At 37.5% G+C, this 13,656-nt stretch carries 13 protein-coding genes and 1 tRNA gene; 6 read left to right on the forward strand and 8 right to left on the reverse strand.

What is annotated here, in order from left to right:
• Positions 1 to 263: 263 nt before the first annotated feature.
• Positions 264 to 3,683 carry an exodeoxyribonuclease V subunit gamma gene (gene recC / locus A6E06_RS09070; protein ID WP_065592605.1) on the reverse strand — a complete coding sequence of 1,140 codons (3,420 nt, stop codon included), beginning with the start codon at positions 3,681 to 3,683 and terminating at the stop codon, positions 264 to 266.
• An 80-nt stretch (positions 3,684 to 3,763) separates the two neighbouring features.
• Positions 3,764 to 4,753 (reverse strand): TDT family transporter, encoded by a 990-nt coding sequence (locus A6E06_RS09075; protein WP_065592604.1) that lies wholly within the window; start codon positions 4,751 to 4,753, stop codon positions 3,764 to 3,766.
• A gap of 135 nt (positions 4,754 to 4,888) precedes the next feature.
• On the opposite strand from A6E06_RS09075, the gene A6E06_RS09080 reads away from it, so the two are divergent.
• From A6E06_RS09080 to A6E06_RS09095, 4 genes are all read left to right on the forward strand, one after another.
• Positions 4,889 to 5,767 carry a LysR substrate-binding domain-containing protein gene (locus A6E06_RS09080; RefSeq protein WP_065592603.1) on the forward strand — a complete coding sequence of 293 codons (879 nt, stop codon included), beginning with the start codon at positions 4,889 to 4,891 and terminating at the stop codon, positions 5,765 to 5,767.
• Between the two features lie 85 nt (positions 5,768 to 5,852).
• The gene (locus A6E06_RS09085; protein WP_060993696.1) at positions 5,853 to 6,143 is read left to right on the forward strand and encodes a YebG family protein; all 291 of its coding nucleotides are present in this window, start codon (positions 5,853 to 5,855) and stop codon (positions 6,141 to 6,143) included.
• A gap of 219 nt (positions 6,144 to 6,362) precedes the next feature.
• Positions 6,363 to 7,394 (forward strand): 2,3,4,5-tetrahydropyridine-2,6-dicarboxylate N-succinyltransferase, encoded by a 1,032-nt coding sequence (gene dapD, locus A6E06_RS09090; protein ID WP_065592602.1) that lies wholly within the window; start codon positions 6,363 to 6,365, stop codon positions 7,392 to 7,394.
• 115 nt (positions 7,395 to 7,509) lie between these two features.
• Positions 7,510 to 7,698, forward strand: a complete 189-nt coding sequence (locus A6E06_RS09095) for a YqaE/Pmp3 family membrane protein (protein WP_045101342.1) — start codon at positions 7,510 to 7,512, stop codon at positions 7,696 to 7,698.
• Positions 7,699 to 7,724: 26 nt separating this feature from the next.
• Here A6E06_RS09095 and A6E06_RS09100 read toward each other — a convergent pair whose 3' ends face one another.
• Positions 7,725 to 8,717 carry a LysR family transcriptional regulator gene (locus tag A6E06_RS09100; protein WP_065592601.1) on the reverse strand — a complete coding sequence of 331 codons (993 nt, stop codon included), beginning with the start codon at positions 8,715 to 8,717 and terminating at the stop codon, positions 7,725 to 7,727.
• A gap of 50 nt (positions 8,718 to 8,767) precedes the next feature.
• Here A6E06_RS09100 and chrA point away from each other — a divergent pair, with 50 nt between their 5' ends.
• On the forward strand, positions 8,768 to 9,919 hold the full coding sequence (chrA, locus tag A6E06_RS09105; RefSeq protein WP_065592658.1) for a chromate efflux transporter: 1,152 nt from the start codon (positions 8,768 to 8,770) through the stop codon (positions 9,917 to 9,919).
• 35 nt (positions 9,920 to 9,954) lie between these two features.
• Here chrA and A6E06_RS09110 read toward each other — a convergent pair whose 3' ends face one another.
• The 4 genes from A6E06_RS09110 to A6E06_RS09125 are packed head-to-tail and all read right to left on the reverse strand — an operon-like array spanning position 9,955 to position 12,763.
• Positions 9,955 to 10,380, reverse strand: coding sequence for a prepilin-type N-terminal cleavage/methylation domain-containing protein (locus A6E06_RS09110; protein WP_065592600.1), 426 nt, complete (start codon positions 10,378 to 10,380; stop codon positions 9,955 to 9,957).
• On the reverse strand, positions 10,370 to 11,635 hold the full coding sequence (locus A6E06_RS09115) for a hypothetical protein (protein WP_065592599.1): 1,266 nt from the start codon (positions 11,633 to 11,635) through the stop codon (positions 10,370 to 10,372). Before A6E06_RS09115 ends, A6E06_RS09110 begins: the two co-directional genes overlap by 11 nt.
• Positions 11,632 to 12,231 carry a PilW family protein gene (locus tag A6E06_RS09120; RefSeq protein WP_065592598.1) on the reverse strand — a complete coding sequence of 200 codons (600 nt, stop codon included), beginning with the start codon at positions 12,229 to 12,231 and terminating at the stop codon, positions 11,632 to 11,634. The genes A6E06_RS09115 and A6E06_RS09120 overlap by 4 nt, the downstream gene beginning before the upstream one ends.
• Positions 12,212 to 12,763: a prepilin-type N-terminal cleavage/methylation domain-containing protein gene (locus tag A6E06_RS09125; protein ID WP_255310654.1), complete on the reverse strand. Its 552-nt coding sequence runs from the start codon at positions 12,761 to 12,763 to the stop codon at positions 12,212 to 12,214. Before A6E06_RS09125 ends, A6E06_RS09120 begins: the two co-directional genes overlap by 20 nt.
• A 51-nt stretch (positions 12,764 to 12,814) precedes the next feature.
• On the opposite strand from A6E06_RS09125, the gene A6E06_RS09130 reads away from it, so the two are divergent.
• Positions 12,815 to 13,288 (forward strand): type IV pilin protein, encoded by a 474-nt coding sequence (locus A6E06_RS09130; RefSeq protein ID WP_065592596.1) that lies wholly within the window; start codon positions 12,815 to 12,817, stop codon positions 13,286 to 13,288.
• 235 nt (positions 13,289 to 13,523) lie between these two features.
• On the opposite strand, the gene A6E06_RS09135 is transcribed toward A6E06_RS09130, so the two are convergent.
• Positions 13,524 to 13,600, reverse strand: a tRNA-Trp gene (locus A6E06_RS09135).
• Positions 13,601 to 13,656: the final 56 nt, after the last annotated feature.

The raw sequence follows: 13,656 nt of genomic DNA on the forward strand, positions 1-13,656 counted from the left end.
CATTAGGAACAACGATAATAAAATTAATAAAGCGACCAATGTGAGATCTTTCTCACGGTTCACTTTTTATGCTTTGTTACACTCAGCGCACTTACAAAAAGCTCATTAAATGTGCATTTGTATTAAAGGATTCGGTCAACCTCTGACCTGTGGCCGTACAGCGAACGCCCTACACTAAAAATGATTTACTGGCGGCCACCCTACTCTTTTCTTCCGTGCTTCTTCTTCAATACCTTCTTTCTTAAGCATTGCTTTGTTTTAAATTACAGTTTTTCTTTCTCACTGTGTAACAAGGCATCATGTAAAACGTTTTTCGCGTTATCAAAAATAGTCTGACCTAATTCGTCATTCCACTCAGGCCACATACGCATGACATAATCATTGCTGTTTTCACCCGCGTAACGAGTTCCACTGTATTCATCTGCCATTTTTTTCAGTGCTTTTTCATGTGTTTCTTCATCGTCATTCCACACACCTTTTTTATCTATGTGTGCTTCTAGTCCAGCCAATGCAGCTTTTGGTAAATAAGGCAATGGCGCACAGTTACCAGAAATATAAAGGCTCAATATAACCTCTAAATGTTGATACGCTTTTTCTGTTTCAATTGGCTCAAAATGATAAATCGCATCGGTGCCAAACAGGTGAGTAAACTGTTGTTGCTTCATCGCACACAAACAAAGATGATCAATCCACGTAGCTAAAACTTCATGAGAACGAATTTTACCACCACGATAACGTAGCATTCCTTCTTTATAACGCTGTTTTAGCCAGCCTTGTAATTCCATTTCACCATGAGGAAAAGTAAAGCGTAAACGCACTTCTTGATCCTCTAATGGCGATGTCGTTAATGGCTGAATATGGGCCACTAACTCTTTTACTGTGTTCACTTCTTTGTCTGCAGCTATTTCACCAAAGCTACCAATAGGTAATTTTCCTTGCGCTTTTTGTTGCTGATAAAAGTCACGACTTAACTGCAATACTTGGTTAGGATCATCATAGGCCAATAACTCCTCTAACAACTCTGATTTCATGCTGTAACCCGTTCTGCCATCAATAGAAAACGGTTCATCATCTTCCACTCGGCTCTCTACCGTTTCAAAAAATACTTTTAAACCACGGTTAAAGAAATAGGCGACAGGCAAGCGCCAAAAGCGTTGTAGCTCAGTTAATTCAAGCTCTTTTGATTCTGGTGCAAACACTAAAGGTTCCGTCTGGAATTCTGGCGCGACTTTTCCTTCAAGTTTTGCGGTTGGCAGCCATTCACTGGCATAACTGGTGTTATCACCCACAAAACTCTGTTGGCTATAAGGAACCAAAGGATGTTCTATTGTTAATTTTTTAACTAAGCGTTTAGCTGACTCTTCAGGGTTCAGCTCACTATCGCCATCTAGGCAATAACTTTGCTGACAATATTCAAGCAGTTCACTCACCAAAACAGAAGGGGCTTTTTCTGTATTATCTCGAATAGAGCGACCTATATAACTTAAATAAAACGCTTTATTTGCCGATTGCAGCGCTTCTAAAAATAAATATCTATCATCATCTCGACGTGAACGGTCACCCGGCTTCATTCGTTTTTGCATTAAATCGAAACCTTCAACTGGCATGGTTCGCGGATAAGAACCATCTGTCATACCAAGCAGACAGACCACATCAAATGGAATTGAACGCATCGGCATTAAGGTACAGAAATTAACTTGTCCGGCTAAGAATCGTTGACTCGCTTTACCACCAGATAAATTATTTTTTAGGTAATTATTAATAATTGGTGCAGAGATTGGTGCATCAAATCCGGCGTCTTCAAGATTTTCTTCCAGTTTTTGCAATTGATCTCGAATGCTTTTAACGACCAGTTCACCTTCTAATTCAACAAGTAAAAAATCGTCCATTAGTTGGTTAATAATGGTGCGCCATGCAGTGATAGTTTGCGCTTGGCCTAGGGTGATCTGATAAGTCAAAAGCTGATCAATAAAGTGCGCTAAGTTACCTGCTATTTCGGCATTCATACCTTGCACTTGTTCGTAACTCGCCATGCCTTCAAATAAACCCGCGTCTTGCTCCATCGCATAACCAAGCAACATTCTCTGAATACCAAATAGCCATGAGTTTTGATTATGTTCAGGAAGATCAAAATGCGCAGAGGTGCTGTTATCCAATCCCCAGCGAATGCCGGTTTCTTCTGCCCATCGTTTTACTATTTCAAACTGCTCAGCATTAAATTTAAAACGAGACATGACGGCAGGAACTTCAAGCAAACTCAATAATTCCGAAAGGCCACAACGATTCTCAGGCAATGCCATTAAATTCATAAAAGCCAATAGCACTGGGTTTTCTTGCTCGGCACTTTGATCGGAAATAGCAAAAGGAATGTAGCGATCGAATGCAGCGTTACCAAAGACGGCTTGGATCGCCGCACTGTACACATTGATATCTGCCACCATCACAATAATATCGCGAGGTTTTAATTCTGGATCATTGGCAAACATATCCAATAATTGATCGTGTAAAACTTCTACTTCACGCATTGGGCTATGACATGAATGCAAAAGAATCGAACGATCATCAGCGCTGATTGGTTGCTTGTGATCACTGTTATCAAGCACATCATCACGACTGCGTTCTTCTAAATTTAAAATATCAGATTGGATAGAATGTAAGAGGTTGTCATTATTTACATCAACAAAAGCATCAATCTCTTGCGCTTCCATTTCTGATAATAGACAAAGATTATCTCGACCTAATTTCCCCCATGATGCAAGCAGTGAATTACCTACTTCTGAAGTGTGCAGCTCATCTTCAAAATTTGCATCAAGCGATCCTTTTAATTGCTCCGTATCACCGATTTGCTCACTGTGATCATCTAACCATTTTACTTGCAGACGATTACGCGCTTCTAGACGAGCGAGGTATTTTCTGTCTCGAATTTCACCCCAGTAATAACGACAAGGATTGGTAAACATTAAATGCACATCAATGTGTTGCCCAAGAGCCGCTAACGCATCTAAATAACGAGGAGGCAATGAAGTGATACCCACCACAAATAAACGCTTAGGCATGCCTTTTGGCAAGGTTCCCGTTTGCAAATAATTTTCTAAGGTTTCAATAAAGTGCTCGAACATATTGGCACGATGATAAGGAGAATGACCCAGCGCTAAGGTTTGATCATACAAGGCTTGCCATAAAATTGGTTGCCAAGGATGTTCGCCTTCTAATTCGGTTACCTCTTCACCTGCTTCCCATTTTTGGATCCACTCTGGGCGGAATACTAAATATTGGTCAAAGATATCGGCAATTTTTGCAGCTAATTGGTAGCACTTAAGTTGGTTTTCATCATTTTCTAAATAGCGTTGCAGTGGGGCAAATTCATCTTGTTTTAATAACTCAGGTAATAACGTCACTACCTTCCACGTCATGGCTTCTTTATTAAAAGCACTGCGCTTTGGCACGTCATCCAGAACCTGAGTAAACAAGTCCCAAATAAAAGTAGCAGGAAGTGGAAAGGTAAGATTGGCGGCAATGCCTAACTCTTTTGCGAGTTCGATTTTAAGCCATTGCGACATACCCGGGCTTTGAACGAGAATTTGTTCTTGCTCAAATGGGTTATCAAGAGGGTTTAGACGAATTAATTCAACGACAAGAGATTTAAGAACATCAAGTTGATTTGAATGATAAACAGTAAACACACCCAGCTCGCTTATAAAGAAATGAAAGTCTCTATAGCTTAACGTAACTGGATGTGTTTTAAGAGAAAAAGATTACGAATTTAGTGTGCGTGTTTAGGGTTAACTAAGCGATTTGTCATGCGAGTAATCGGACGGTAATGAGCTAAATAATGCGCAGCAACATAACTAACAACACAGGTTGCTACCACTAATTCAACAACGGCAAGCATTCTGACTTGGTAAACATAATCAGCAATGACACCTTGCGATAACATCCAATTAGCCGTTTTAAATAATGCCGTTGCACCAATCACCATTGGGAAAGTAAATGCAGCATAGCCAGGGCTAAATGGCAGTCTCATTAATTTAAAGAAAGCCATGTAGATAACACTGGTCATCAACACTGCAATACCAAATAGAAGCGCAATTATCACTGGTGATGGTGAAGCGGTGACGGTTAGATAACCCGCCAATGATAAACTTGCTGGTGCCGCCATGATTGCGATGGTTGGTTTTGCAGCGTCAGGGACTTCGTTACAAAACATTAAACGGTAGATCATAATTGGCAGCATGATGGCATAGATAATTAATCCAAACATTAATATCCAATGTGCGACTGGTGCTAATGCCGGATTACCAGAAAATGAAACATCCGCAACGATTAGACCTACTGGTGGTACAAACCAACTTGGAACCATGTGGTGTAATTCAAAATCTTTTGCTCGATGATAAATAAAAGAAGCTAAGAAAATAAAATGAAGCGCAATTGCAGCTAGCCATAAAGCATCACCAGCCGCTGGATAAAAATGCCCAAGACTGCTTGATACGACCATCGTCCCCATAGCAAATGTTGGAGCTACGCTGCCTACAACAGGATGTGCAAGCTCACTCCACAATACTGCTGGGTGTAATAAAAATTTAACCGCTAAAATAAGTAATAATACTGAAGCGATAGCTGCTGAGATCCATTGTGCATAGCCGTTTAAAGGAAGTGCATTTTCCCAGCTCCAACCTAAACTTGCGATCCCAAGAGCTAACCCTGCCATTGGTGTTGGTGCGCCTGCTACTTTTTGTTTTGTGTAATTAAGCATGACATTGTTCTCTTTACTATTTAACGATGAAGCCAGTTTACTACCCGTTAATCATTAATAAAATTTGAATAAATTAAAGACTACGTTAAAATAAAATTAACGATGATAATCTATTAGTATTTAGGACTTCCTGTCATGAGAATTTCACTAAAACAACTCAATGTATTTACGGCAATTGCTCAAGAAAAAACAATGACAAAAGCGGCTCAGCGACTGTTTATTACAAAGCCGGCGGTAAGCCTTTCATTATCTGAGCTTGAAAAAAATTTAGGTTACAAAATATTTGATCGCGTAAATAATCGTTTAGTGTTAAATAGCGAAGGCCGCCAACTCCTTCCTTTAGCGGATGAATTACTAGAACGAGCAGAAGCCATCGAGCATCAATTTACTGTAGATAGCCAACTAACTGGTTCATTAAATATTGGTGCCAGTGATACGATTGGTAATCATATTGCACCAGTATTACTTAATCAATTTCAACAACAGCATCCTTGTGATATCCAACAATTATTGATTTCCAATACCGCACAAATCATAAATCGATTATTAGAGTTTCAATTAGATATAGGTTTAGTTGAAGGTAAAGTACATCATCCAAAATTAAATATAATTAAATGGCAATGTGACGAGATGTATTTAGTGTGCGCCCCTTCTCATCCGTTGGCAACTAAGAATAAAATTAGCTTAGATGATTTAGAACATTCTACTTGGTTGTTACGAGAAGAAGGTTCTGGTAGTCGAGAATATTTCCTTAATCATATTGCCTCTAATTTAAATGACTGGCATGAATCTCTACAACTTCACACCACAGAAGCTATTATTAATTGCTGCTCACAAAACATGGGATTAGCATGTTTATCTCAACTTGCTGCTCAAAATGCGATTAATGACGGGAGATTAATTAAATTACATTATGATAAATCACTAATACGACAATACTGGCTCTTATTACATAAAGAAAAATACCAAACTCCACTACTAAAAACATTTCTCGCTTATTGTAAAGAGAGTTAACTAGCTCCAATTTTAGTACCTCTAAGTGGACAAAAAAGTTGATTTACTGTATAAAACACCAGTTAATTTTAAAGGAGAGACGACCATGGCTGTTATCGTCAAATATGTAGTTGAGCGCAACGGAGAAGAGAAGATGACTTTTACCTCTAAAACTGAAGCCGATGCTTATGACAAAATGCTGGATGTTGCAGATGAGCTTTTTACTCTGCTAAATGAAAGTAATTTAATTGAAGATGAAGGGAAACAAGAAGAATTATCTCTTTATCTGGCTAAGCACAAAGAAGATGTCTTAGTTGCTTTAGGCGCAAAACGTAAACCTGCACCTAAAAAAGCAAAAATTGAAGCAGTAAAAGATGAAGAATCTGACGCGGCTTAATTCTAAAAAGAATACATATTAAAATACAAATAGCAGCCTAATGGGCTGCTATTTTATTCTCTGCTCCCTATCTATTAATTTCCTTTTCTTACACTCTTTCTTCATTCTTACTAAATATTTATTACTTTCGCCCTTCTATATCACAGCAACTCTCTTTATGATGTGAAGTAAGATTTATTTTTAAATACTAATATTTATATGGAAATGGAGAATCATTACATGGCTCATTTTGCTCTTGCCTTTGGTACCGCAACAAAAAACCGCGACAATAAAATCATTGAAGCATTTTTCCCACACCCAGTATTAAACCCTTCTGAAGCACTAGTTAATTCTATTGCCCAAGCAAGTGGTTATGCTGAAGGCAACCAAGCTATCGAAATTTCTTCTGAAGTTTGTACTGAACTTGCTAATGCATTTGCAGCGAATGGTGATATTGCAAACGCAGCATTTGCAGAAAAAGCAGTTCAATCTAAACAACCTCTTGTTCTTGTTGTTCTAGCTACTGATGAGCAATCTAAATCTGTTGCTGAAGGTTTCTTAAAGCTTCAACTTATCTCTAACCGTTTAGTTAAACCACATGGCACAGTATTAGACGGCATCTTTGGTCTTCTTCACAATATTGCGTGGACTAACCAAGGTCCTATCGATCTTCCTGAGCTTGCTGATCGTCAAATCGAAGCACGCCTAGCTGGTGAAACACTGACTGTCGATTGTGTTGATAAATTCCCTAAAATGGTGGATTACATTGTTCCTACTGGTATCCGCATTGCCGATACTTCACGAGTTCGTTTAGGCGCACATGTAGGTGAAGGCACAACTGTAATGCATGAAGGCTTCATCAACTTTAACGCTGGTACTACTGGTGTGAGTATGGTTGAAGGTCGTATTTCTGCAGGTGTTGTTGTAGGAAACGGCTCAGATATCGGCGGTGGTGCTTCTATCATGGGTACGCTTTCTGGTGGCGGTAAGATGGTAATCTCTATTGGTGAGAACTGCCTACTTGGTGCTAACGCTGGTCTTGGTTTCCCAATGGGTGATCGTTGTACGATTGAATCTGGCCTATATGTTACTGCTGGCACAAAAGTAAGCATGCTAGATAACCAAGGAAAAGAAGTTGAAGTCGCGAAAGCTCGTGATCTGGCTGGCAAAACAGATCTTCTGTTCCGTCGCAACTCTATCACTGGTCAAATCGAATGTTTAACTAACAAATCTGCGATTGAACTGAACAGCGAATTACACAGTAATAACTAATTTTTCATTTGAGTATTTAAATATCGCATTCATGCTCTATTCATAAATACCAAGGTAATCTAATGGTCAGTAGCTTAATTGTTACTGACCATTTTTTATTTATATAGGAAACTCAATGAGACTATTACTTGCTTTATTACTGCCTTGGTTACAGTTTTTTACTATAGGCCGTCCATTTAGCGGCATTATTTGTCTTATCTTACAAATAACCTTAATTGGTTGGATCCCGGCTGCTATTTGGTCTGTCTATGCACTAAGTCAATATAGAACAGATGAAAAAATCAAAGACGCTTTTGGGCGATAATAATTAAATTTAGTAGGTAGTGAACACTAAGTTCTATAAGCAATAACGCTTTTCTCAATGGTTTGAATGAGCAACTCTTTGAGCCATTGGTAACGTTTATTTTCTTTATTTCTGGTTTGCCAAATCAATTGAATATCAAACTCACCAACATCAATGGGAGGCTCTGAATGCACCAATTTTTCAGAAAAAAGATCGAGTTGAGCCATTAACTCTGGAACGACACAGATTAAGTCTCTTTTTTTCATTAAATGCCTGATGGTTAAAAAGTGCTTAGAAGCGACGCTAACTGAACGATGCACTCCTAATCCCTTTAATTTACTATCTACGCCTGTTTTCAATGCACCGTCAGGACTCACTAAGGCATGGGGTAACGATATATATTCATCAAGCGTTATCGGCGTTTTAAATTGATGCCGATTACCATCCCACATACATACGTGCTTTTCTGTGTATAGCGTTTGATATTGAAACTCTTTTTGCTCTGGTTTCATACTGCCAATAATTAAATCAAGTGGCTCGGAATCAAACCTATCTTGATAATTGGCTTTATCTACCGTAGTAAAACAGAGCTGTGCATTTGGTGCTAATTGGTGAATTGCATCAAAAATATCAGCAGCAAAAAGAAGCTCTGCGTAATCCGTCATTCCAATTTTAAACGTTCCAGTAAACTCACTCGCCTCAAACGTATCAACTTTTAAAATATCGCCAGAAATTGTCTGTAATACTTTAGTTACCATTGGATACAACTGGTTAGCTTTAGCGGTTGGTATCATTTTATGTCCTTGTCGTTCAAACAATGGATCATGTAATAACTCACGCAAGCGAGAGAGACTGTGGCTCATCGCCGATTGCCCAACAAATAATTTATTCGCCGCCAGTGAAACACTTTTAGTTTCCATTAACGCACTGAACACGACCAATAAATTAAGGTCTACCGCCTTCCAATTAATTTCATTCATAGTTAGTAGTAATTTAATCGATTTGAATAATTTGATAGTAACTCTTAATCTTACTTCCATCAAAACTGAATATCCAAATTTGGATGGCACATCAAAAAGCTGAGTACATTATGTTTGAAATATTTAAACGATTTTTTCTTTTAGGTTGGGTTAGCTTCGGTGGGCCAGCGGCTCATATTGGCTATTTCAGAAATGAATTTGTTCAAAAGCGTGGTTGGATAAGTGAAGAAGAATACGCTCAACTGATCGCGCTAAGTCAGTTTTTGCCGGGTCCAGGTTCAAGCCAAGTAGGCTTTGCTTTGGGTTATCACAGAAAAGGACTCTTTGGCGCTCTACTCGCATCAATTGGTTTTACATTGCCTTCTATTCTTATCATGGTCTTATTAGCAAACATAAGCCATTCATTCTTTGGTAATGACATCTTTGAAGGCATCATTCATGGATTGAAATTATTAGCTGTTGTCGTTGTTACTGACGCAATAATGGGAATGTATAAGAGTTTTTGTAAGGACAAAATCACCGTACTTTTATGTATTATGACGGCGAGCTTGTTATTAATTCTTCCCTCTATAAGCACTCAATTAATTGCCTTATTAATTGCCGCTATCGTTGGACGAGTTTATCTAAAATCAGACCAATCTACTGAAGTTAAAAAAGAATCTAAAGGCATTAACTGGTTACCCTTAATTATCTTTGCACTTTGTTTCTTTGCTTTACCAGCTATCGTCAATCATTCGCCATTACTTCTTCTTTTTTCTGATTTCTTCCAAGCAGGTAGTTTAGTCTTTGGTGGTGGTCATGTCGTCTTACCATTACTGCAAAATATCGTTGGCGACCAAATTAGTACTGATAGCTTCTTAACGGGTTATGCTGCTGCACAAGCAGTTCCGGGGCCAATGTTCACCTTTGCTACTTTCTTAGGTTATGAACTATGGAGTGAGCAGCCTGTACTTGGCGCTTTAGTAGCAACTATTGCGATTTTCTTACCTGGGTTTTTATTGGTACTTGGTGTATTTAGCCACTGGCAAGTACTTGCTCAAAAACCAGCATTAGCAGGTGCAATTACAGGGATTAATGCATCAGTGGTCGGTTTACTAATCGCTGCACTTTATGACCCTGTATTTACCAGTGCTGTTGGTTCTGGTTTAGATATGGCACTAGTTATTATTGGTTTTGCATTATTAAAAGTACTTAAATTACCGATTGTAGGCTTAGTGAGTTTCTTTATTGCTGCTGGTGCTACGTTGCCTTTTATTGGTTGATTTATAATAAATTAGGTTCAAGCAACTGTTTGAACCTAATAAAATTCACTGTACCTTGATATCATTGTTTGCAAAGTAACGCCTTGAACCTCATTCCACCTGTCACTCCACTCTGCTTTAATATTTATTTCTTTTAATGTAGTTACATTCGCACCCGAAACAACAATTGGCATGCGATCAATCACATCCCAACTAACTTTATAGCCATTAATATCCTCTGGTGTAGTTTGAGTAATGATCGTTTTAAACTGAATTGTCCCATCCTCACCATCTATTGAACGAGTTCTAAAATATTCTAGTTTAGACTCCGCCACATACAATGCTTGAATACTATTTACTGCATATTCAGATTTTTTATCAACGTAAACTTGTAGTTTAATCAGCCCCATAACACCGACAACCAGCAATACAAATGAAATAATAACTTCAAGTAAACTAAATCCATTTTGTTTAGAAATCATGCCAAGATCCTTTAACCCACCGAGGTTGTACAAGGCCAGAAACTAACTTATTTACGATATCACTGTTATATTTAAAATTTGAGCTAGTATAAAAAATAGCAGATTGATCTTTCGTATCAAAAAATTGCCCACCTAGCAGTGTAAATGCACCATGCTGATAAAAAGAAGCCGTAGTTAAAAATTCTGATGGGTATAATGAGCTAGGCGTTCCCCCATGAGGATATAATTTGCTATATGCATCAGTCCCATACCAATTACTCCCATCTGTAGGAACTGAATAATCATGATTAAAATGAAAAATAACCCCTTTCATATCTTTGGCAGTAGTACCTGGAGGAGCACCCATTATTGACAAAGAACCATCATGAATAACGATAAAAGCTCCATTCAAACTATTATTCATTACTTCTGAAAAACCTTCATATTGCGCCGAAGTAATCTCACAGCTACCCTCAACCCAAATATATTCTTCGCCTGCATTGATTCTATTTTTTAATTTGGTACCACATTCAGATAAACGCTTATCACCCCCACTCCCTGAGCCATATAAAATATCAAACTTTCCATTATCTCGAATCGTGTTATGATCACTTGGTTCTATACCAAATAGATCTTTAAACGGTGATATCTTATCATCTCTTAAAAAATCAGATTTAAAATTAGAACTACCCGCTGCTGAATTTGTTTTATGCTCTGGGCTACAATCTTTGCCTTGATTATCAAAATCACTACTAGGTTTAACGCTATGATTCACCCCTGCATTGTTAACTGAACCGAAAGCGCCAATCTTATCTTTATATCTTACAGCTACACACTCCCATCCATCTGTCCCCAATTTTACAGGGTCAGGAGATGTGAAAGTAATACTTGAATAAAAATATAAATTAGAAGCCGATTGAATAGCACCATCACCACCAGAACCTCCGATTGTAAAATCTTTTTTTACGATTTGTGATAATTTATCTGCTTTAATTTGATAATTCATCCCTTGTGTAATCTGCAAATCAGTTAGATCTAAAGACGCACACTCAGGAATTGGTGTGCTAGGAACAGCTCCGATCGTCGATACTTTGGTAAATGCACATTCAACACCGCCTTCTGCTGCCCAATATCCTTTTCTCGCCTCTACTTCATTTTGAGCTCGCTTTATCTGATAAAAAATATGCTTATAGCTCCCTAAAGAAAAAATCAGTGACGCCATTAAAATGAAACTAGAAACAAGAAGGGTAATTGCACCTTTTTGATTTTTAATCATTTCCAGTTCCTTTGCTTTATTTTAATCTCAGAAGAATACCTATGGGCGGTATTTTTAAGTTCAGCATTTGTAGATATAGATAAATATGCAGAACTTACGGAACTACCAAGTGCTGTATAGTTCAATGTAAAATCAGTTACTTTAATAAGGTTATTATCTACAAGTGACAAGCATTGTGGTGAAAAATATATATCAGGGATAAATGATATATTTTTCCTTGAGCATATTTTTAATGTTTCAGATTCATATTTAAAACGAGCAAAGCGCCACTCAGAAGGTGAACCTGATTCAGATTGATAAATAAAACTCAGCTGAGCACCTGATATATGAATAACATCATTCGCTCCTGACAATATTTCAGAATAAGAACCGGAACGACTATAACCAGCCCTCTGACTCTCTTCTTTTATAAAGCGTAATGCATCATTTAAATCTTGGATTAGTAATAACTTTTGACTCCTATTTGCTGATATTTTTTGTCCCTCAACAAAAACATTACCAATTAACATTAAAGCAATTAAACCAAGACTTGATGCAACAAGAAGTTCAATTAAAGATGCACCTAATTGTTTATGGCTAACATTCGTTGTAACCATAAAAAGTGCCTCCATTTCCACATAATTTAATACGCCCTGTAATATTATGAGTTGATAGCTTTAATTGCTTCGCATTATCTTTATAAAAATAGAAACTTCTTGATAAGTTAGGAGTTGCTCTAACTGAATCAAAAGTAATTGATGACACACTTGAGGAAATTTTCATATCAGGATGATTTATTGAATCAATATAAGATAAGGAGGTTAATTTTATACCTGAGATTGTTGTTGCGGTGCTACCGGCAGGGTTTAAAGATATAATCCAATCTGTAGATTCATTAAGATAAAATAATTTTAATTCTTTATTTTGTAATACAGCCTCTGATTTTGCTTGAATAAAAAAACCTTCAACTTCACCTGCAAACCTCTTCATATTTTGATTTTCTAGCAGATGCGAAAAACTAGGCCCTGCAGCTACTAATAAAGTAGAAAGCACAGCGATAGCTATAACTAATTCAAACAGAGTAAACCCGCGAGTCATTTCACAATTTCCTTTGCAACATTCCATTATGGAAATTTCATCTTGCCACAAAGAGTAACACCTATTAAAAGTAGATATATTTTATTTCAATAAGTTATCGGAATGATTCGAATTTTTAGTCAAGTAAAGACATATAAGTTTCATCGTGGTGTGACATTAGTCGAATTACTAATTACCACCTCAATCATTGCAGTCCTAAGCACAATAGCTTACCCAAGCTATACTTCCTATATATTAAAAAGCCATAGAACTGAAGCTCTTGAAGCGCTAACGAAAACTCAACTTCATATAGAAAGCCTCTACTCAACCAGAACAGAAAGCACCTCAAAAGAAAAATACCAAGCGCTATTAGCGCTTACCATTAATAATAATAATGGTTCTTGCCTACAAGATCATATCTGTAAAGTTGATAATAATAGATATCTTCTTTCTTATAATTTAGCTAGCTCAAGTATGAGTATTTATACTTTATCAGCTACACCACAATCTGAGCTTGGTCAGAATAATGATAGATGTGGCACTTTAACTTTAAATGCTGGTGGTGTGGGTTTAAGTGATAGTTCAGGGTGTTGGTGATATTATCGATGTAGGTGAAATAGAAAGTCGTCTAGCTCCAACTCTTATAATAAAAAAACTAACGTTCTTTCTCAAAGAATAAGTAGAAAAAAGCCCATACCTTTCAATATGAGCCTTCTTTAATATGTCAGAGCTCTCAAAATTTGCGATCTTATAGCGAGGAAATCCGAAGTTCTTGCCTTAAATAACAAATAGCAAAAAGGCTCATATCTTTCGATATGAGCCTTTTTAAATATGGCAGGGGTGGAGAGATTCGAACTCCCAACACGCGGATTTGGAATCCGCTGCTCTGCCAGTTGGAGCTACACCCCTGTAGTTATTTTAAAGACTTAACTCTGTCTATAAATAAGTGGCGGAGTGGACGGGAC

The organism is Aliivibrio sp. 1S175 (assembly GCF_001690985.1).
Classification (GTDB): Bacteria; Pseudomonadota; Gammaproteobacteria; order Enterobacterales; family Vibrionaceae; genus Aliivibrio.

Coding starts and splice junctions, on each gene's coding strand:
- A6E06_RS09075 (WP_065592604.1), bottom strand. CDS start 4,753: ATGCTTAATTACACAAAACAAAAAGTAGCAGGCGCACCAACACCAATG.
- A6E06_RS09080 (WP_065592603.1), top strand. CDS start 4,889: ATGAGAATTTCACTAAAACAACTCAATGTATTTACGGCAATTGCTCAA.
- A6E06_RS09085 (WP_060993696.1), top strand. CDS start 5,853: ATGGCTGTTATCGTCAAATATGTAGTTGAGCGCAACGGAGAAGAGAAG.
- dapD (WP_065592602.1), top strand. CDS start 6,363: ATGGCTCATTTTGCTCTTGCCTTTGGTACCGCAACAAAAAACCGCGAC.
- A6E06_RS09095 (WP_045101342.1), top strand. CDS start 7,510: ATGAGACTATTACTTGCTTTATTACTGCCTTGGTTACAGTTTTTTACT.
- A6E06_RS09100 (WP_065592601.1), bottom strand. CDS start 8,717: ATGGAAGTAAGATTAAGAGTTACTATCAAATTATTCAAATCGATTAAA.
- chrA (WP_065592658.1), top strand. CDS start 8,768: ATGTTTGAAATATTTAAACGATTTTTTCTTTTAGGTTGGGTTAGCTTC.
- A6E06_RS09110 (WP_065592600.1), bottom strand. CDS start 10,380: ATGATTTCTAAACAAAATGGATTTAGTTTACTTGAAGTTATTATTTCA.
- A6E06_RS09115 (WP_065592599.1), bottom strand. CDS start 11,635: ATGATTAAAAATCAAAAAGGTGCAATTACCCTTCTTGTTTCTAGTTTC.
- A6E06_RS09120 (WP_065592598.1), bottom strand. CDS start 12,231: ATGGTTACAACGAATGTTAGCCATAAACAATTAGGTGCATCTTTAATT.
- A6E06_RS09130 (WP_065592596.1), top strand. CDS start 12,815: ATGATTCGAATTTTTAGTCAAGTAAAGACATATAAGTTTCATCGTGGT.